Here is a 19,103-nt window from a genome sequence, read left to right on the forward strand (position 1 = left end):
GGAACCGGGCTGGAGCGCGCTCGGATAGGCCTAATATCGGAGAAAGTTTGATGCTAATGTGGAAGTCTGTCTGTCCGGAACAGCGGTCGTTAGAGGAGCCCGGCACGTGAGCTCACCCCCCTGGTTTAGCGCGGATGGGGATTTTGGCGTTAGAGACGTGTTATGGGAGGACGACCAACGTGTCGTCTACAGGACGGCGCGTGGCACAAAGGGCGATCGGGATGGGGTTCTCGTCATGCTTTCGGCGACAGAGCACCCGACGCCCGACTACCTCAATCGTGTCACGCACGAGTTTGGGCTGCGCGGCGACCTTGACGACGCGTGGGCGGCGCGACCGCTTGAGCTGTTGCGAGAACGCGGCCGGGCGATACTTTTGCTCAAGGATCCTGGGGGCGAGCCGCTCGACCGCCTTATCGGCGCCCCCATGGACATTGGCATCTTCTTGCGCCTTGCAGTCGCGCTGTCGGCTGCAGTTTGCCGTTTACACGAAAGGGGTCTCCTTCACAAGGACATCAAGCCAACCCATGTCCTTGTCGATTCTGCGTCCGGCCGTGCGTGGCTGACGGGCTTCGGAATTGCGTCGCGCCTCCCGCGTCAGCGCCAGCCGCCAGATCCTCCCGAAATCATCGCGGGCACACTCGCCTACATGGCGCCGGAACAGACCGGACGGATGAACCGATCGATCGATTCCCGGAGTGACCTCTACTCGCTTGGGGTCACGCTCTACCAAATGCTGACCGGCAGTCTTCCATTTACGGCTTCCGATCCCATGGCGTGGGTTCATTGCCATATCGCGAGAAAGGCGGTAGCGCCGATCGAGCGCTTGGAGAATGTTGCAGCCCCTGCCTCCGCGATCATCATGAAGCTCCTCGCCAAGACGGCGGAGGAACGCTACCAGACGGCGGCCGGCGTCAACCGTGACTTGCTGCGCTGTCTTGTCGAATGGGAAGCTCGGCGCCAGATCAGCGAATTTCCGCTTGGCGAGCACGACACGCCAGATCGGCTACTGATTCCTGAGAAATTGTATGGGCGAGCATCCGAAACCGGAGCCCTGCTCGCCTCCTTCAACCGCGTCGTAGCGAGTGGCACCCCAGAATTAGTGCTGGTGTCCGGTTACTCTGGGATCGGCAAGTCGTCCGTCGTCAATGAGCTGCAGAAGGTATTCGTTTCACCGCGCGGCCTTTTTGCCTCGGGCAAGTTCGACCAGTACAAGCGTGACATACCTTATGCGACGTTGGTGCAAGCGTTGCAGAGCCTTGTGCGTCCTCTCCTGAGCAAAAGCGAAGCCGAGCTGCGGGACTGGCGCGATGCCCTGAAAACGGCGCTCGGCACAAACGGGCTCCTTATGGTCGATCTCGTTCCTGAATTAAAGTTTGTTATCGGAGAGCAATCGCCGGTCCCTGCTTTTCCGCCACAAGATGCCCAACGTCGCTTCCAGCTGGTCTTCCGACGATTCATAAGCGTATTCGCACGACCGGACCATCCACTTGTTCTCTTCCTCGATGACTTGCAATGGCTCGATGCGGCCACCCTCGATTTGATCGAGGACCTGTTGAGCGACCGGGATATGCGGCATCTGATGTTGATTGGCGCCTATCGAGACAACGAGGTCGATTCAACCCATCCGCTGACGCGCAAGCTGGAAGCGATTCGCAACGCTGGAGCACGCGTGCAGGAGGTCGTTCTTGCGCCGATGGCTCGTGAAGACCTGACACAGTTGATTGAGGATTCTCTTCGCTGCGAGCCAGACAGAGCCGCGCCGCTCGCGCGGCTACTGCACGAGAAGACGGCGGGCAATCCATTCTTCGCCATTCAGTTCATATCCTCTCTCGCTGAAGAGGGCTTGCTCACTTTCCGTAGTCGCGAAGGGCGATGGTTTTGGGATCTCGAACGAATTCACGCCAAGGGGTACACCGATAATGTGCTAGACCTCATGGTGAAAAAATTGCACCGGCTGCCCGCAGAAGCGCAGAACGCCTTACAGCAGCTTGCCTGCCTGGGTAACAGCGCGGACTTCAAACTTCTTGCAGTGATTTGTGCGGCTTCGGAGGAGGGAATTCACGACGCCTTGCACGAAGCCGTCCAAGCCGGGCTCGTCCTCTCGTCCGAACATGCCTATCGATTTCTCCATGATCGTGTCCAGGAGGCAGCGTATTCTGTGATTCCGGAGGACTTGCGCGCCGCGGCGCATCTGCGAATTGGACGCCTTCTGCTGTCCCACATGCCTCCCGAACGGCGAGAGGATGCGATCTTCGAGATAGTCAATCAGTTTAACCGCGCCGCGGGCCTGATCAGCTCGCTTAACGAACGGGAGCAAGTGGCAAAGCTCAACCTGATCGCCGGGCAACGTGCGAAGGCGTCTGCGGCCCACGCCGCAGCGCTCACGTATTTCATGGCTGGCGCCGCGCTGCTGGCCGAGGAGGCCTGGGAGCGCCAGCGTGATCTCGTCTTCTCGATAGAACTGCACAGAGCCGAATGCGAGTTTCTGACTGGCCAATCCATGGCTGCAGAGAATCGGTTGGCCATACTTTCAACGCGTGCAGTGAGCACGTTCGAACTTGCCGCCGTTACATGCTTACGCGTAGATCTATACACGATCTTGGATGATTTTGACCGCGCGGTCGCCGTTTGTCTCGACTACCTTCGATATCTTGGCATCGACTGGTCCGCGCATCCGACGGAAGAGGAAGCCCAGCGAGAATACGACTATGTCTGGTCGCTGCTCGGAAGTCGTGCGATCGGAAGCCTTATCGAGCTGCCTTTAATGACGAACCCCACTTCTCTCTCGACCATGGATGTTCTGACAAGAATTATGTCGGCGGTCTTTATCGCTGACGAGAACCTTTCTTCACTTGTCATCTGCCGGATGGTTAATCTGAGTCTCGAGCATGGTAACAGCGACGCGTCGTGCTTCGCTTATGTGTGGCTTGCCATCATCGCTGGACCACGCTTCGGCAACTACAAGGCTGGATGGGACTTTGGTCGGCTTGGATACGAGCTGGTCGAAAAACGTGGATTAACACGTTATCAGGCGCGAACGTATATGTGCTTTGGCAATATGGTCCTGCCATGGATGGAACATATCCGGAATGCCCGGGATCTCCTGAATCGCGCCTTCGATATTGCCAGCGAGAAAGGCGATCTCACGTTTGCGGCTTATGGCAGCAACTACCTGGTCACAAATCTTATCGCGGCGGGAGATCCGCTCGCGGAAGTGCAACGTCAGACTCAGAATAGTCTTGAGTTCGCACAGAAGGTTCGGTTCGGCCTGGTCATTGACAACCTCACTGCGCAACTCGGATTTATCCGCACGCTTCGCGGGTTGACGCGGAAATTCGGCTCCTTCGACGAACCGGAATTCGATGAGCTTCGATTCGAGCATCACCTAGCCGGCAATCGGATTCTGGCGCCCGCCGAGTTCCGCTATCGGGTTCGAAAGGTACAAGCACACTTCCTTGCTGGGGAGTACGCTGCCGCTGTTGCCGAGTCATCCAGGGCGCAACGGCTGCTTTGGAGTTCGACGTCACACTTCGAGACGGCGGAGTTTCGATTCTACAGTGCGCTTGCTCATGCGGTGCGCTGGGATTCCGCGGTTGCGGATGAGAAGCGCCAACATTTTGACGTTCTGATGATTCACCGTACCTTTCTCGAGCTATGGGCGGAGAATTGTCCAGAAAACTTCGAAAACCGCGCCGCGCTGGTGAGGGCGGAAATCGCACGCATTGAAGGCCGCCACTTCGACGCCATGCGCTTGTATGAGCAGGCTATCCGCTCCGCGCGCGTAAACGGCTTTGTCCATAACGAGGCACTTGCCAACGAGCTCGCCGCGCGGTTCTGCCTGGCACATGGCCTCGATAAGATCGCACACACGTATTTGCGGGACGCCCGCGATTGCTACCAGCAATGGGGAGCCGATGGCAAGGTGCGGCAACTCGAGAACCTAAATTCGTATCTCAGACATGAAATACCGCTGCGCGATCCGATGAGCACGATCCTGACATCTGTCGAACAACTGGATCTTGCTACGGTGATAAAACTCTCACAAGTCTTATCGGGCGAGAGCGTCCTGGAGAGATTGATCGACACGCTGATGCGTACAGCAATTGAGAACGCGGGCGCTGGACGAGGACTATTGATCCTTGCGCGAGGCGATGACTATCAGATTGTGGCGGAAGCCACGACCGGCGGTGATGCGGTGGCAGTCGGTCCGCGGCTAACAGGCGTAACGGCTGCTGATCTTCCATTGTCAGTGCTCAACTATGTAGTCCGGACAAAGGAGCGCGTTCTCCTGGACGATGTCTTACGCGAGAACCCGTTCTCTAGCGATGAGTACATCTATCGGCATCAAGCACGATCAATTCTCTGCCTACCCTTGGTCAAGCAGACCACATTGGTTGGAGCTCTCTACCTCGAAAACAATCTGACCGGGCATGCCTTCACGCCCGCCAGGATGGCCGTCCTCACATTGCTGGCCTCCCAGGCGGCGATTTCGCTGGAGAACATCCGCCTCTATGATGATCTGAGGGACCGCGAAACGAAAATAAGGCGGCTGGTCGACTCCAACATCGTCGGGGTTTTCACCTGGGAGCTGGGAGGTCAGATTCTAGAAGCCAACGACCGGTTTCTCCAGATCGTGGGATACGACCGTGAGGATCTCATCTCCGGCCGCCTGCGCTGGTCGGACCTGACACCGCCGGAATGGCTTGATGTCGACGAACGATTGCGGGTCCCAGAGCTCAAGATGAGCGGGAGCTTGCAACCTTACGAAAAGGAATACTTCCGAAAGGATGGCAGCCGTGTTCCCGTACTGGTCGGCGCAGCGACCTTCAAGGAAGACCAGGAGGAAGGTGTCGCCTTCGTGCTCGATTTGACCGAGCGCAAGCGCGCCGAGATAGAGGCACGCACGAGCGAGCAGCGATTCCGTGACGTACAGATGGAGCTGGCGCACGCCAATCGCGTGGCCACCATGGGTCAGCTCACGGCCTCCATCGCACATGAAGTAAAACAGCCGATCGGGGCCGCGGTCGCCAGCGCCCAAGCTGCTCTACGTTTCTTAGGTCGACGACCGCCCGACCTGGGCAAGGTGCGCGAGATACTTGAGGCCATTGTTGAAACCGGCCATCGAGCCGGTGACGTCGTTGACCGGATCCGCGCTCTGATCAAGAAGGCGCCCACTCGGAACGAGCCCATCGAGATCAATGAGGCGATTCTCGAGGTGATTGAGCTCATCCGGGGCGAAGCGGTGAGGAACGGCACCTCAGTGCAGATAGATTTCGCAAAGGACTTGCCGCTTATTGAGGGCGATCGGGTACAACTGCAACAAGTGATCCTCAATCTGGCTGTCAATGCAGTTGAGGCCATGAGCGTCACGAGCAATAGAACACGAGAGTTGCTCATCAGCACGAGGAAGGCGGAGCCTTCCAGCGTGCTCGTCGAAGTGCGCGATTCGGGTCCGGGACTGGTGCCGGGGACACTCGAGCACCTTTTCGACGCCTTCTACACCACGAAGCCAGGCGGTTTGGGGATGGGGCTCTCAATTTGTCGCTCGATCATCGAAGCGCATGGCGGACGACTCTGGGCGAGAAACTTCGCGCCTCAGGGGGCCGTTTTTCATTTCACGTTGCCGAAATCAGGGCAAGGTGATGCTTAGGATTTACCCCGTCGAGAAGCCTGGAAGCTGGAACATAATTCCGCAACGAATGCGCACGGCTTCGCGCTCCTTGCAAATGATAAACAGGTTCAGTCCTGGCTGTTTTCCGCAAATGCCTTCAGCTGCCGATCGTTCTCTATCATCAACAGATACTTCCCGGTGACGTATTTCTTTGCGTCGGGCGCCCTCTTGATGATCTGCGCGGATTTCATGAACTCGGCTACCTGATCGCTCCATTGAGCAACTTTGGACGTTCCGTCTAGACCGGGCAAGAACATCTTCAGCTGCTCCGCAAGCGTGAACGTCGGCCGATCCTGCAGTTCCTGTGATAGATGTTCTCTGGAGATGTTGACCCCGACGGATTTGTACAAGGCACTCAGATACTCAATTGTTTGCTGTGGATGAGCACGTTCCCACGCCGCCGACCGAAGATAGATCGCGAGGAATTTCGCCACGATCTTCGGGTGCTGGTCGGCAAACGACGGCATGGCCAACAGATTGCTGGTAATTGGCAGTGCCACGTCCTTGCCAGTACAAATGACCTTGGCACCGATCGTCGAAGCCAGAATATAGGTGTTGGGCGACCATACCATGGAGATGTCGTATTGCCCGCTGGTCAATACCGCGTTGATTTCCGGTGCCGACAGATTGAGGAAGCGATACTCGTCGGGCTTCAGCCCGAATTTTTTCTCGAGACACGTGGAAGCAGCCCAATGGCCGGTCGAATTGGTCGCGACCGGGATGGTTTTGCCTTTGATCAGAGATGGGTCGCTGGTATATCGCTCCGCCATATCCTTGCTGGCCATGATGGCGTTGATAGCCGGTTCCTCGTCGGCAATCCCGATGGTAAGCAGACCATAGCGCGCCGCGCCGAGCACAGCCGGGATGTCGCCGGCGCCGCCCACGTCCCAGGAGCCCGAGGCCCCTGCGGCAACCTCGGGCGCGCCCGAGGCGAACATCGACATGGTCGGCTCGATCCCGAGGGCTTTCCACCAGCCCTTCTCCCGGGCGAGATACCATGCGAGTGACCAGCGTTGCGGTTGCTGGGCGACTCGCAGCGGATATGCTTGTGCTGTCGTGTCTTGGGCCGCGATGGGCGACGCTGTTGCGAGCATCAAAACGAACGACGCCGTGACTGCTCCGATCCATCGGTTCATTGCCGTCCTCCTTCGATTGCCTTGTGGCCAGCACGAGCCAACCGAAATCCCGGCGGCGGTCTCGGCGCATCGCGCCTCGCTCATTGTCCGCGCCGATCACATGTGCTGCAGGCAGACGCGACTTGCCGGCTACGGTCCCGAGGGTCCCCAGTTGCGGCGGATACGATCCTCCACCTTTCGCAGGCCATAATCAATCGATGCGCCAACGAGCCCAATGGTGATCATGCCAGCTAGCACCACCGAGGGGGCGACATTGCTCTCCCCCTGCACGATCATATAGCCGAGGCCGGTTGAGCCGACAATTAGCTCGGCCCCGATCAGTGACTGCCAGCCGAACCCGGCGCTGACCCGCAGCCCAGCCACAATATGCGGCAGCGCGCCTGGCAACAGCACCTCGGTCATCGTCCGGAGGCGTCCCGCGCCGAGACCTTGCGCGACCTCCAGGAGCGTCCCATCAATCAACCTAACGCCCCGATAGGCATTGAGGAGACAGGGTGCAAATGTCGCCGCGAAAATCACCAGTGTCGGAGCAAGAAAGCCGGTGCCGAACCAAAGGATCGAAAACGGCACCCAGGCGATCGGGGGAATGTATCGGAATGCCTCGAAGACCGGCGTGACGACCCAGTCCAGAATCTCGAAGCGCCCCATGAGAAGACCGAGCGGCACTCCGATCGCCACGGAGAGCGCATAGCTCACAGCGAATTTGTCGAGACTCGCCAGCAGATGTTGCTGCAGCGTCGAGCCCGCGTAAGGCTCGTGCGTCAGCTCGACCATGGTGGTGAGCACGGCGAAGGGGCTGGGCAAAAAGTGAGGCGACACCAGTTCAAGCGAACTCACGAGCGCCCACCCGCCGAACAAGGTGAGCAGGCCGAGGGCCGGTAGTAGCAAGCGCTCGGCAATTCTTCGCGCGAGACGCAATGGAGAGGCGCCATACAGTGCTAGGGTCGCCACGGGATCACCCAATGCTCGACCCGTGCCAACGCCCAACTGGAGAGAGCCCCGAGGAGGGACACGCAACACATGGCGATGAAAATCATTCCCGCGTTCAGATCTCGGGTTGCAAGAATCATGATATGCCCGATACCCGTGAATGACCCGACGAATTCGGAAGCCACCAGCACCATCCAGCAGGCTTGCAGCGAGATGCGCAGGCCGGTGAAGATCGTCGGCATCGAGGCCGGGATCACGATGTCGAAAAGAATGTGGCGCCGCGATGCCCCATGCACCTGGGCGGCAGCAACGAGCACCGGATCGATGTTCTGCGCACCAGCGATTGTGTTGATCACAATCGGCGCAAAGGCGGCGAGCCATACCACGAACACCTTTGCCGCAATTCCCAACCCAAACCACAGGATTGTCAGGGGAATCCAGGCGATCGGCGCGATTGGACGAATGAGTTGAAAGATGCTGTTGAAATACGCGTGGGCGACCCTGCTGCGCCCCATCAGCAGGCCGAGCGGCGTGCCAGTCGCAACCGCTACGGCAAACCCGAGCAAGACCAGTTCTACGCTCGACAGGATGTGGCTCCACAGTGTGGCACCGGCGTATCCGGGGCGCATCAACTGTGCGAGGGCATCGATGGCATCCTCGGTAGAGGGGAATTGCACCGGACTCAAAAGCTCGAGCGGGCCCGTCAACAGATACCACGCGACCGCGAGCACGACGACGCTGCCTCCGCCAATGAGCCAACGCCAGGCCGGCCTTTCGACAGTGCGCATCGTGGAACCTCAGAAAGATCCTCGCGTCTTACGAGTAAGAGCTCGGCGCCCCCTACCCGGAGGATATTGTAAGCGGGCCCCATCGAGCATTAAATCTAGTGCTGCGCCGCACTGTCAAGCCAGCCGACGACAGACCCCGATGTTAGAAGATGGCTGCAACACGTTCGTCAATGTAATCCCTTGTTCAGTTGAGCCATGAGCGACATCATCTTCGAGCATGTGAGCAAGATGTTTCCCCGCAACGGCGGGGATTTAACCGCGCTCGAGGACGTGGGCTTCTCGGTCGGCGAGCGCGAGTTCGTGGCCATCGTGGGACCGTCCGGTTGCGGCAAGACCACGCTGCTCCGAATCGTGGCCGGTCTCGAACGGCCGTCGTTGGGGAGTGTGCGCGTCGGCGGCCGCCAGGTCGTCGGACCGGGCCCGGATCGCGCCATGGTTTTTCAGCAGTTCGCACTGTTTCCGTGGAAGACTGTCCGGGAGAATATCGCGTTCGGTCTGAAATGCAAGAACGTCAGCCGGCAGGAACGCGATCGCGTAGTCGAGCAGTATCTTGACCTCTTGGGAATGGCGGGCACGGAGGAGAGTTATCCGCACCAGCTTTCAGGCGGCATGCAGCAGCGCGTCGCGATCGCGCGATCGTACGCCATCGATCCCGAGGTGCTTTTGATGGACGAGCCGTTCGGCGCGCTCGACGCGCAGACGCGGACCGTGATGCAGGAGGAGCTGATCCGGATTTCGCGTGTCAGTCCCCGCACCGTACTCTTCGTCACACACAGCGTAGAGGAGGCCGTGTATCTGGCGGACCGCGTCGTGGTGCTTTCCCGGAGTCCCGGAAGTGTGGTGGAGATTATCGACGTCCGCCGGGTGCGCGATGCAGAGAAATGGGAAAGCCGAGCGAGCGAGGACGTAATGGAGAGTCCGCCCTTTGTCTACATGCGCGCGCAGATCTGGAAACTCTTGCGTCTGCGGACGGAATCAACGATCCGTTAGCCTGAGAATCGACTTAAGCCACCTTGGGAAAGGTAGCGCCCGGGAAAGAACTCCAATGAACGTGAGCACGGTCGCGCTGCCGCCGCAGTTTTGGACCGGCGGATGAGGCGTCGGCCAGCGTCCGTTCGCGGGTCGAACAACAGCCTAGCGAGAGTTTGTGGCACTCAAACAGACGGCCGCCGTAGAGCCTTTTGTAGGCAGGCTATCAAAGCTTCGTCGTCCAAAGGCTTATTCAGAAAGCCGATGGCGCCATCGTTAAACGCTTGACGTCGAATGCTCTCCTCCGGGATAGCCGTAATGAAAATGAACGGTACTTTGTAGCCCGTACTGCGCAGATGAGCTTGCAGCTGAATCCCACTCATGAATGGCATACGAACGTCAGAAATCACGCACGAAGCAGCGTGCAGTTGCTCAGATTGAAGGAAGTCCGGGGCTGAGCCAAACGTATATACATCGTACCCGAGCGAGGTGACCAAGTAATGCAAGCCGGTACGAATAGTTTCATCGTCATCGATGATTGCGATCGTCGGAGCTTTCGTCAAACATTCGCCTCATCAGAAAAACTCGAAAACATCCCGACATTTAGTCTATCTGTGGCGCTATGCCTGAAAATCATACTTAGGTTTGCTTCTCGCTAGGCCGCTCGCCTAATTCCAAGCCTTCCTGCCATATTCACCAAATCGGCGAAAGATCGCGCCTCCATCTTCTTCATTGCTCTTCCCCGATGAATTTTCACAGTAATCTCTTCGACCTGGAGCTGATATGCGATTTGCTTGTTTCTCAAACCAGAAGTAGCCAATGCCATCACTTCCTGCTCGCGCTGGGTTAACGTCTCAAACCGCTGCCGCAAATCGGATAGCGACTTTTCGCCTGCGCGTCTCCTGCGATCCTGATCGAGTGCCTTTGTCACGGCATCCAACATGTCCTGATCACGGAAGGGCTTCGTCAGGAAATCGACAGCTCCGGCTTTCATCGCCCTTACGGACATGGGAATGTCGCCGTGCGCCGTCAAAAAAACGATTGGAATCTGGACACCAGCTTTAGCCAATACTTCCTGAAACTCGAGCCCGCTGCCTCCTGGCAATCTGATGTCGAGCACTAGACAGCTTGGCAGGTCCGGGAGTTTGCTATCGAGCAATTCGGAGGCCGTGGCGAACGATTTCACCGGTAGCTCCATGGATTGGAACAAATATGTCAATGCCTTTCGCACGGATGGGTCGTCGTCGACCACGAGCACAATTTGGTTTTCCACCTTCTCTTTCATAAGCAACAACCAGATCCGACGAGATGCGTAAGCAAGGACTCCTCGACCTGGGCACGATCATCCGGATGGATGATCTCAATCCAGGGCTCCTCGCAGCTTTGTTTTGATTTTGAAAGCCCGGTAGAGTTGCGCCAAGTCCGATTGACGAAAAACTCGATCGTTCCATCCGCACGATGACGAGCGGGCAATGCCGGAATCCGGCCGACTTTCGTCCGCAACCCTTGATCAACGAGCCGGGCCATCTTCTCTTGTTCGTTCTGTTGGGCGTTGTCCGTGCCCAGCATTGCTAGCGCCTCTTCCATCAGCGTCAACCCTGCCGCTCGTTAAAGCGGTTTGGCCAGTCAGCAGAAGCGAGCAGCGCCGAAGTATACCGCTTATTGCGCTGCAACAAAAGGGTTCTATGGTGAGTCACGAGGGAAACACTCCTGCAGAAAGAGTAGACCTTTTTTCCTGCCACCAGTATGCGACCCGCGATTTGCGAAAGGCGTCCGGAGTGGGAGGGAGCTTCACGTCTTAGACCGGATGCCAGGAGATTTCGGGCGCGCTGAGGCTGCCGCGACACGCACCCAGCCAGATTGACGACTCCTTGCGAGTTCAGCTGGCAGCAACAGTCGCCGAGTGACTGTGAAGATTGGTGGGCGGCGAGTCTCAGGTGCGCGCCTATCCTCGCCCGTCGGAGCACTCGGCAGCAGGATTAACAAAAATCTACAACGTTGAACTCGCACTCCTGAGACAATTGCGCGAGGCTGTTTTCGAACTCAACGAGAGGACAGCTGACGAGTTAGACCCATGCTCTATCGAAAGAACATCCGATCACCACGCTATTGGTAAGTCATCTAGTTATCGGTTAATCCGACGCCACCCCAACTCGCGTCCCTCTATAGCACGCGATCGCGTCGGATAGCAGGCGGGAGCGGCTCCCCCCTCCCATCCGGTCCCGCCTGCATTTTCTGCGTGCGACTCGAGCCGCGTGAAATGGCGCAACGATTGCAAGAGCGGGCCCACGAACGTTGAGGCACCCCCCAAAGAGGTCGCCTAGCTTGAAGATCGGCCTGTTTGCACACCGGCTCGCAAAAGCGCGATCGCGAGATGGAGCATATCCCCGAGTGTAGCGGTTGCCGCGCTTCGATATCTTGCCGAGGATTGTGCGGTCGCCGGTCGAGACCATCCCATTAGCGGAAGTGGTTGGCTTTAAGGGTGACCGCCATAAACCTTTTGTAGCGTTCCGTAAGCCCTCTAGATGCCAGGCGATTACCTACGTTCAATTGAGCTGCTGATCGCGATCGTCTTAGGCTGCATGCGTTGGAAAAGCGCACAGGCTCATGAAGTGCGACGGTGAAAAAAGGATGATCGACGAACATCTGCGATAAAACCAAGAGGAGGCTACAATGCCCAACTGCTCCGAAGGTCTTCGATCTGGCAGAGCCGCGCGATGCGCAGTTTGTGGTGGCAGGTTTGGTCTCGTCCGGCATTACTCGTGGCGACCCCCCCTTTGTTCCAAGAAGTGCGTCGATCGCTTCAGAGCTCGCCGGGCGAGTGACCGCAATTGGCTGCCCTGGCTCGAAATCACCTTAAACCAGGCGCCAGAGAACCGCGCGAGGGCTCTATGACGTTTCAGATCTCACAACGAGGCAAGGAATACTTAAAAACAGCACGGACTTTGCTCCGCGCTGCCCAAACCATGACCGACCGAGCGATTGCGGGTCAGCTTAAGGCCCTTGCCGACGACTACGAGCGGCGAGCTGAGAAAGCTTCGCATGTTGATGCGGCCAAAGCATCCGCTCGATCGGCTGCTAACGCTGAAGGCGAGTGGCGTACATGACCTGATGGGCAGCTTCACAGCCCAACCTCCGGGAGAAATGCCTAGTGGCGTTGGGATGCCAAGCGCGCGGCCCGGTCACGAGCTTTTTATTCCTTCGTTACCGCCTGAGAGCTTCAAAGTTGGAGCTGATATCCTAGATCAATATGGAATGATTGTCGTCATCTAATGCCGGACTCGTTCTTTAACTGCGGACCTCTTCTCTAAATAATGTTTGGAGCGAATATGGGCGAAGTTCTTCGATTTGTCCCAAAGTCTGAGCGCGAGCGAGCCCGCCTAATTCGAGAGGCCCGCGCGATGTATGACAGCATCTTCCCGCCGGCAATGGCAAAAGCCCTTAACGAACTGCGGCCGGTCTACGTGATTGGGATTGGTTGGCATCGATACCAAAATCCCAGCGAAACCCTTATGTCGCGCTTGGTCTCACGGCCATCCGTCAGGCGCTCGCTGACGCGAATATCGAATGGCCAGCGGTGGAATCGACCTATGTCGCGACGGCCCTTCTTGGCATGGCATCCGGCCGGCCGATGCTACGCCATCTGGGCGCAATGGGAGCGCCGCTGCTTCATATCGAAAACGCGTCGGCTTCGGGGTCCACCGCCTTTCGGCAGGCCTGCATTGAGGTAGACCCTGCAGGCGCTTCCCATTGGAAACCCTCCTTTGCTTCGATCGGTTTCGGTAGTGACACTGAAGGGTCAATCGATGTCACCGGCGGCACGCGGTCTGATCAAGACAATCAATGTCTTTCTGAGAACTTAGACTGGCGCTTTGCTGTTGTCACTCGTGTGAAGCGCGGCTTCTAATTCTAATGTCGGCAATATCAGGCGAAATACCGGATCCTTTTCCTACCGCTGGTTCTGCTACTAGACCTAATGCTGCTGGTGACGTGATGCATCACATCTTCAGGAATTTTATCGAAAGTTTATCGACTGCCCCAGACGCCCAGGGGTTTCGTGATGCTATGGCCGAAGCAGCGACAGCTCTCGACCTTTCGTGCTTCGCTTACCTGTCGATGCCGCGTCAGCCGCGATCAAATCCTACACTAATTGCAAACTATCCATTGGCGTGGACTGAGCACTATCTTCGATGCCACTACGAGCGTCTCGATCCAGTAATCATCCGGGCGCTTCGCAACCCTGAGCCGTTCGAGTGGGGTCTTGGAATCGGGACAATGGGCGATTCCAAACTACAGCAAGAATTATTTGCAGAGGCGGCCACATTTGGTATCCGCTATGGGTTCACGGTTCCGGTTCACGACCACCAGGGCCCGATCGCCGCGGTAACCTTCGCCGCCGATGAACGACTACCAAGATTCGAAAAGCGCATTACGGAACACGGCCGGGTTCTCCAACTCATGGCAATGTACTTTCATGCCCATGCCCGGCGCAGATTCGATTGTAGCCGAGAGATCGGTGGCGTGCCCTTATCGCCTCGCGAATTCGAATGCCTTGAATGGGCTGCGCGAGGAAAGTCAGCCTGGGAGATCGGCCGCATTCTCGGCATTTCACGCCGCACCGCAGCTTTCCATCTCGACAATGCAAAGGCGAAACTCGGCGTTCACTCAATTTGCCAAGCGGTCGCGCGTCTGATCGCGTCAGGAGCGACGATGGATAATCCGACCGCATAAGTCACCCTGTGCATCTGCACAGGATGTGTTTTCGCAGAAACTCGCCTCCCATGCTGAACGTTCAGCGATCGAGGAGGCGATCATGATGCAGCTAATTACGGCAGATTACTATGGTCAATTTGTCAACGAGCTCTCGGAGATGCACCGGCTTCGGCACCGCGTGTTCAAGGAGAGGCTGGATTGGGAAGTCCAGATCAGCGGGGACATGGAAATTGACGAATTCGACGCACTTCGCCCGGCGTATTTGATCCAGCGAACAAACGATGGCCGCGTCCAAGGATGTGTGCGCCTGCTGCCCTCGACCGGTCCTACCATGCTTCGCGACACTTTTCCCATACTCCTTGACGGCGCGCCCGCCCCTGCTAGTCCGGCCATCTGGGAGAGCAGCCGCTTTGCCCTCGATCTTCATCCTGCCGCGCCAATGACAACTCACGGCCTGGCAAACGCCACCTACCAACTGTTTGCGGGCATGATCGAGTTCGGCCTCTCGCGACAACTCACCGAGATCGTGACTGTCACCGATACTCGAATGGAGCGAATTTTGCGCCGTGCAGGGTGGCCCTTGCGGCGGATCGGCAAACCGCACGCCTTTGGCAGCACACTTGCCGTCGCGGGACACCTCGATACCTCAATTGAGAGCTTGGCACGCGTCCGCAACGCGGGCGGGATTCGTGGTCCAGTACTCTGGGCACCCGTCACACTGGCCGCAGCTTAGGAGGCGCAATGCTGGACCGCGTAAGGCGAATTTGGGCATGAATGACAACTCCGAGTCGAACAATACGCTACTCCGAAGCGGGTCAGCAAAAATCGACCTGCAGCACCTAGTCTATGCGGTGGCAGCGGCTGACCACGGAAGCTTTCGACAGGCGGCCGAGGCGTTACTGCTTCGACAGTCAACGCTCAGCCGCTGTATTCGGCAGCTGGAAGAAGCAATCGGTGTGATCGTGTTTGACCGATCAAGCGGAGGTGTTCAGGCGACTCAGGCGGGTCATAGCTTTCTACGAAGCGCACGATCAATTCTTGAACAGATGGACGCGCTCGTCACACATGCGCACAGCACCGGCCGCGGCGAAGCCGGCCGGCTGGCGATCGGTTTTTACACGTCGCTGTCTGCTGGCAATTTGCGCGCGAGTCTCATAGATTTCAAGCATCGGTTTCCGCAGGTCGAACTCGGAATGACTGAGCGGACGCGCGCGCGGCTCATTACTGCGCTACGGAACGGCGCCTTGGACGTTGCGATCGTTACTGGCGATGCACCGTTCCAGGGTAACGATACATTGTCGCTATGGAGCGAACGCACGTTGATTGCGCTGCCTGAAGGTCATTCGCTGGCCAATCGAGACGCGATTCATTGGACAGACCTCAGAAGCGAGACCTTGCTCTTGAGTCACTATGATTCAGGCCGCGAGTTTGAAGATCTTCTGATGTCGAAACTCGTGTCTCCCCAAGATAGACCTAAAATCGAACGCCATGACGTTAGTCGCGGTATCATCAAGAGCCTTGTCAGTGTCGGTTTTGGAGTTAGTCTCGTAACAGAATCAGACATCGGTGCGAGCTTTTCTGGCCTGATCTATCGAGAACTACGTGACGGCACCGGCCCGAGCCGGATCGGCTATTCGGCACATTGGAGGGCTGACAATGAAAATCCAGCTCTAGCAAGTTTCCTGAAGCTTCTCCGGGAACGCTATCCATCGCCTTCGACATGAGTTTTTCGACGAGCCTTTGCGAATGCCCGGTCGGTCGCCATGAACCGAGCCAGCATAGGTGCAACCAGTTTTGAAGGTTCTGCTTTTGGCTGCCCGGTCTCGCGCGCAAGAGCCTCCGCGTACGCAAGCAGATCACGATGCACGGCTGCCGGGAGTTCGACTGCCAACTTCACCAGTTTATCGTCCGGGATAGAGCCGAGTTTGAGCTTAGCCATCTTTTTTCCCGCTACCCCTTGTACGGCTCAAGTACCAGATCGCGGTTCACGATCACCCGAACCGGGAAGCCCGGCCGGATCGTCAGCGTGGGCTGGATATTCAGATTGCGCCGAACCACTTGTTGACCAGTTTGATTGAGGGAATCTCCTGCCCCGCGCCGCAGCGCCTGAATAATGTCGCTGTCGTTGCCGCTGGAGCCGAGTTCGGTCCCAACGCCCAGCAAGGTCGAGAGCGCCGCGGCTTTGAACAGCTCGAGCCAGTGATTGTCGACCTCATCTTCAAGGCCAGCATAACCGGCTGCGTCGGCGCCCGGCTGACGTTCGAGCACGATGGAGCGCCCATTTGGCATAATGAGGCGGGTCCAAACCAGGAGCACGCGCGATTGCCCGAAAGCCACCTGACTATCATAGACCCCTATCAGTCTCGCGCCCTGCGGGACTAGTCGAGCCCGACCGGTCGGCGTGTCATAGATATTTTCGGTAACCTGCGCGGTGATCTGGCCCGGCAGGTCGGACCGAATCCCGGTGATGAGTGCGGCCGGAATGACTGTCCCGGCCTGGACAACGAAGGGAGAAGCCGGCTTCGCTGAGCGATCGGGACTTGTGGTCCGGCGATCGACCGACGCGTTGACGAATGCAAGCTTCCGGTCCTGACCGTTCTGAGAGAAGGCCTCGTCCGACGATGATACCGCGCTTGCTGGTGTTTCATTGGACGCCGTCGTTGAGGCCAATGGTCGGACATTCGTAGCGGCAAATACTTTGCTAGTGCGTGCTGCTTCAGACTCTTGGTTCACGCGTTGCTGTTCAGCATCAGCCGCAAGCGGACCGGATTGATTCTGCGCCGCGACAATCGGACGGCCAAGATCGCCTGGCAAAGGCGGTCCTAGTCGGGGCACATCGCGCGGAATCCCGGTATAGTCCTTTGGTAACCCGCCAAGACCGTCAGCGACGTTGTGATGGTCAGTCGTGTAGAGTTCTTCCGGGGCGGGACCACGTTTTTGGTTGTTTTGCAACGCCCACAGCACGGCCCCACAGACGAGAACCAGGGCTAGAGCTGCGGCACTGGCTAACATTTTGCGCGAGAGGCGCGTCACCCGCGGCCGTTCGGGTCGCAGTCGCAGGGCCTGGGCGATATCCTCCTGAGTCCGCTGCTCTACCGATGCCTCGCCTCCGCCATTCGCTTGCCCGGTGTCGGTCACATCGACCTCCCATCACTGCGGACGATCCGAACCTTTTGCTGGTTCTCGCCGCCCAACCTCAGCTCAGCCGCTGCAAATAGCCGGTCGACAATCAACACATTGCCGTAGGCGCGGTAATTGACGATTTCGGTCTTGCCGTCCGGGCCGATCACGAACAGCGGCGGCATCTCGCCCTGGCCAATTCCGGCAGAGAATTCGATGTAGACCTTGCGCCCGTCGTCATACGCGTTGAGCGGGCGCCAAGGCGGACTGTCACCCTCGATGGTATAGCGATAGCGGCGCTGAGTTTGATCCGGAATAAACGGCGTCGGCGGCAGACTCCGCCCACGACTAGCGCGGTCCTCAGGATAGAACCAGGCGACCGATGGCATATACGGCTTCTCGCGCGAGCGCAGCTCGATCAGATACGTTCGCCGATCAGTGTTGACGACGAGATTGGTCTCAATGGACGATCGCGTCGGCTTGACCATGATGTGCACACGCCTCGTGTCCCCGCTACCGCTCTCAGTGTCGCCGACCACCCAACGCACGGTATCACCAGCGGCCACCGGTCCGGAGCCGACCAACTGCTCGCCTAGCTCCAGGGCGATATCCGTGATCTGTCCAGGCGCCGCATAGATTTGGTAGAGAGCGCCCGGGCTATAAGGAAACACCTGCACGGCATTGAAATAGCCGGCTCTGCGGGGCTCGACGCGTGCGGCGTCATTAGCGCTCTCGATCCGAGCGACCGGCTCGTTGGCTTCGGTCGCGCCCTTCTTACCACCTCGTGCCGGGCTCCAGGCCGGCGGAATGTGAAGCGGTCGTGGACGATCATCCGTAAGTGCCGCCGGATTGGAGAGCGCCGGCACCTCGTCATCGTAGCTGATCTGCGGCGGCTTGAACGTCGTACAGGCGCCGAGCGCACATACGCAGATCAAGAGAACCGGACGCAAGCCCGGCTGGAATTTTGGCCGTGCAGGCCCGATAGCTGACATCATCACTGTCCGAGTTCCTTTGACCAATTAATGGCGTTGACGTAAATGCCGAGCGGATTTTTCCGCAGTCGATCGACATCGCGTGGAGGTTCGACGACGATGGTGAGAATGGCTGTCCAGCGATCGGTGGCAGCAAGTTGACCGTTGTCGTAGCGCCGCTCGGTCCAGGCCACGCGGAAACTGTCCGGCGAGGCACGAATGACGCTCGACACGTCGACGGCGACCTGGATCTTGCCAAGCTTGGCGAAAGGATCATTGCCGCGGGCGTAATCATTAAGCGCGGCGGCGCCGCGGTCGGTCGTGAAGTCGTAAGCACGGAGCCAATCCTGGCGCAGCACGATGGCGTCCATGGGAAGTCCACGCACATGCTCGATGAAGCGGGCAAGGTGGAAAGCGATTTGTACGTCGGTCGGCTCATAGACAGGATTCGCCGGAGCGACAGTTTGCGCCTGGCCTTGACGATCAACCTCCACCACCCACGGCGTGATTGTCCCCTGGGCCGAATGCCAGACGAGACTCGCTGCCAGGCCAGCCGTTAGAAACAGGCATCCAAAGGCCATTAAGCGCCAGTTTTTCGCCTGCACTCGGGCGGCGCCGATTCGCTCGTCCCAAACCTGAGCCGCGCTTTGATAGGGCGTGACCGGTTCAGGCGTGCGGCCATAGTGAACGGCCGATCGTTTAAACATGTGACAATCTCCTCGAGAATATGGGAAGCGAAAGCGATAGCCATCGCCTTCACGAACCAGCGAAATGGGATGGAGCGAAGAACGGCGAGGCGTGCCAT

17 protein-coding genes are annotated in these 19,103 nt (G+C 58.1%); 7 read left to right on the plus strand and 10 right to left on the minus strand.

Features of this window, described 5'->3' with window-relative positions; genetic code table 11:
- Positions 1-235: 235 nt before the first annotated feature.
- Complete coding sequence (locus V1289_RS05715; protein WP_442895954.1) at positions 236-5,650, plus strand: trifunctional serine/threonine-protein kinase/ATP-binding protein/sensor histidine kinase; 5,415 nt, start codon at positions 236-238, stop codon at positions 5,648-5,650.
- Positions 5,651-5,739: 89 nt separating this feature from the next.
- Here V1289_RS05715 and V1289_RS05720 read toward each other — a convergent pair whose 3' ends face one another.
- The 3 genes from V1289_RS05720 to V1289_RS05730 all read right to left on the minus strand — a co-directional run bounded on the left by V1289_RS05720 (position 5,740) and on the right by V1289_RS05730 (position 8,525).
- On the minus strand, positions 5,740-6,807 hold the full coding sequence (locus tag V1289_RS05720) for an ABC transporter substrate-binding protein (protein WP_334396027.1): 1,068 nt from the start codon (positions 6,805-6,807) through the stop codon (positions 5,740-5,742).
- Positions 6,808-6,936: 129 nt separating this feature from the next.
- Positions 6,937-7,758, minus strand: a complete 822-nt coding sequence (locus V1289_RS05725; protein WP_334396028.1) for an ABC transporter permease — start codon at positions 7,756-7,758, stop codon at positions 6,937-6,939.
- On the minus strand, positions 7,746-8,525 hold the full coding sequence (locus V1289_RS05730) for an ABC transporter permease (protein WP_334396029.1): 780 nt from the start codon (positions 8,523-8,525) through the stop codon (positions 7,746-7,748). Before V1289_RS05730 ends, V1289_RS05725 begins: the two co-directional genes overlap by 13 nt.
- 195 nt (positions 8,526-8,720) lie before the next feature.
- On the opposite strand from V1289_RS05730, the gene V1289_RS05735 reads away from it, so the two are divergent.
- Positions 8,721-9,515 (plus strand): ABC transporter ATP-binding protein, encoded by a 795-nt coding sequence (locus tag V1289_RS05735; protein WP_334396030.1) that lies wholly within the window; start codon positions 8,721-8,723, stop codon positions 9,513-9,515.
- A 164-nt stretch (positions 9,516-9,679) separates the two neighbouring features.
- Here V1289_RS05735 and V1289_RS05740 read toward each other — a convergent pair whose 3' ends face one another.
- The 3 genes from V1289_RS05740 to V1289_RS05750 all read right to left on the minus strand — a co-directional run bounded on the left by V1289_RS05740 (position 9,680) and on the right by V1289_RS05750 (position 11,090).
- Positions 9,680-10,057 carry a response regulator transcription factor gene (locus tag V1289_RS05740; protein WP_334396031.1) on the minus strand — a complete coding sequence of 126 codons (378 nt, stop codon included), beginning with the start codon at positions 10,055-10,057 and terminating at the stop codon, positions 9,680-9,682.
- Between the two features lie 92 nt (positions 10,058-10,149).
- On the minus strand, positions 10,150-10,779 hold the full coding sequence (locus V1289_RS05745) for a response regulator transcription factor (protein WP_334396032.1): 630 nt from the start codon (positions 10,777-10,779) through the stop codon (positions 10,150-10,152).
- On the minus strand, positions 10,776-11,090 hold the full coding sequence (locus V1289_RS05750; protein ID WP_334396033.1) for a PAS domain-containing protein: 315 nt from the start codon (positions 11,088-11,090) through the stop codon (positions 10,776-10,778). The genes V1289_RS05745 and V1289_RS05750 overlap by 4 nt, the downstream gene beginning before the upstream one ends.
- Positions 11,091-12,385: 1,295 nt before the next feature.
- On the opposite strand from V1289_RS05750, the gene V1289_RS05755 reads away from it, so the two are divergent.
- The 5 genes from V1289_RS05755 to V1289_RS05775 all read left to right on the plus strand — a co-directional run bounded on the left by V1289_RS05755 (position 12,386) and on the right by V1289_RS05775 (position 15,931).
- Positions 12,386-12,601: a hypothetical protein gene (locus tag V1289_RS05755; RefSeq protein WP_334396034.1), complete on the plus strand. Its 216-nt coding sequence runs from the start codon at positions 12,386-12,388 to the stop codon at positions 12,599-12,601.
- A gap of 371 nt (positions 12,602-12,972) precedes the next feature.
- Positions 12,973-13,401, plus strand: a complete 429-nt coding sequence (locus tag V1289_RS05760) for a hypothetical protein (RefSeq protein ID WP_334407987.1) — start codon at positions 12,973-12,975, stop codon at positions 13,399-13,401.
- Between the two features lie 86 nt (positions 13,402-13,487).
- Positions 13,488-14,225: a helix-turn-helix transcriptional regulator gene (locus tag V1289_RS05765; RefSeq protein ID WP_334396035.1), complete on the plus strand. Its 738-nt coding sequence runs from the start codon at positions 13,488-13,490 to the stop codon at positions 14,223-14,225.
- Positions 14,226-14,307: 82 nt separating this feature from the next.
- The gene (locus V1289_RS05770) at positions 14,308-14,940 is read left to right on the plus strand and encodes an acyl-homoserine-lactone synthase (RefSeq protein ID WP_334396036.1); all 633 of its coding nucleotides are present in this window, start codon (positions 14,308-14,310) and stop codon (positions 14,938-14,940) included.
- 37 nt (positions 14,941-14,977) lie between these two features.
- The gene (locus V1289_RS05775) at positions 14,978-15,931 is read left to right on the plus strand and encodes a LysR family transcriptional regulator (protein ID WP_334396037.1); all 954 of its coding nucleotides are present in this window, start codon (positions 14,978-14,980) and stop codon (positions 15,929-15,931) included.
- Here the strand turns inward: V1289_RS05775 and V1289_RS05780 are convergent.
- Genes V1289_RS05780 through trbF form a run of 4 tightly spaced genes read right to left on the minus strand, consistent with a single transcriptional unit; the run spans position 15,910 to position 19,005 of the window.
- Positions 15,910-16,146 (minus strand): DUF2274 domain-containing protein, encoded by a 237-nt coding sequence (locus V1289_RS05780; RefSeq protein ID WP_334396038.1) that lies wholly within the window; start codon positions 16,144-16,146, stop codon positions 15,910-15,912. The genes V1289_RS05775 and V1289_RS05780 overlap by 22 nt on opposite strands.
- A gap of 11 nt (positions 16,147-16,157) precedes the next feature.
- Entirely contained in the window at positions 16,158-17,345 is a 1,188-nt protein-coding gene (locus tag V1289_RS05785) for a TrbI/VirB10 family protein (RefSeq protein WP_334396039.1), read from the minus strand.
- Positions 17,342-18,322 carry a P-type conjugative transfer protein TrbG gene (gene trbG, locus V1289_RS05790; protein WP_334396040.1) on the minus strand — a complete coding sequence of 327 codons (981 nt, stop codon included), beginning with the start codon at positions 18,320-18,322 and terminating at the stop codon, positions 17,342-17,344. Before trbG ends, V1289_RS05785 begins: the two co-directional genes overlap by 4 nt.
- On the minus strand, positions 18,322-19,005 hold the full coding sequence (trbF, locus tag V1289_RS05795; RefSeq protein ID WP_334407290.1) for a conjugal transfer protein TrbF: 684 nt from the start codon (positions 19,003-19,005) through the stop codon (positions 18,322-18,324). The genes trbG and trbF overlap by 1 nt, the downstream gene beginning before the upstream one ends.
- Between the last annotated feature and the right edge of the window lie 98 nt (positions 19,006-19,103).

It is taken from the genome of Bradyrhizobium sp. AZCC 2289, from assembly GCF_036924615.1.
Taxonomy (GTDB): Bacteria; Pseudomonadota; Alphaproteobacteria; order Rhizobiales; family Xanthobacteraceae; genus Bradyrhizobium.

Coding starts and splice junctions, on each gene's coding strand:
- V1289_RS05715 (WP_442895954.1), top strand. CDS start 236: ATGCTTTCGGCGACAGAGCACCCGACGCCCGACTACCTCAATCGTGTC.
- V1289_RS05720 (WP_334396027.1), bottom strand. CDS start 6,807: ATGAACCGATGGATCGGAGCAGTCACGGCGTCGTTCGTTTTGATGCTC.
- V1289_RS05730 (WP_334396029.1), bottom strand. CDS start 8,525: ATGCGCACTGTCGAAAGGCCGGCCTGGCGTTGGCTCATTGGCGGAGGC.
- V1289_RS05735 (WP_334396030.1), top strand. CDS start 8,721: ATGAGCGACATCATCTTCGAGCATGTGAGCAAGATGTTTCCCCGCAAC.
- V1289_RS05745 (WP_334396032.1), bottom strand. CDS start 10,779: ATGAAAGAGAAGGTGGAAAACCAAATTGTGCTCGTGGTCGACGACGAC.
- V1289_RS05755 (WP_334396034.1), top strand. CDS start 12,386: ATGACGTTTCAGATCTCACAACGAGGCAAGGAATACTTAAAAACAGCA.
- V1289_RS05765 (WP_334396035.1), top strand. CDS start 13,488: ATGCATCACATCTTCAGGAATTTTATCGAAAGTTTATCGACTGCCCCA.
- V1289_RS05770 (WP_334396036.1), top strand. CDS start 14,308: ATGATGCAGCTAATTACGGCAGATTACTATGGTCAATTTGTCAACGAG.
- V1289_RS05775 (WP_334396037.1), top strand. CDS start 14,978: ATGAATGACAACTCCGAGTCGAACAATACGCTACTCCGAAGCGGGTCA.
- V1289_RS05780 (WP_334396038.1), bottom strand. CDS start 16,146: ATGGCTAAGCTCAAACTCGGCTCTATCCCGGACGATAAACTGGTGAAG.
- trbG (WP_334396040.1), bottom strand. CDS start 18,322: ATGATGTCAGCTATCGGGCCTGCACGGCCAAAATTCCAGCCGGGCTTG.
- trbF (WP_334407290.1), bottom strand. CDS start 19,005: ATGTTTAAACGATCGGCCGTTCACTATGGCCGCACGCCTGAACCGGTC.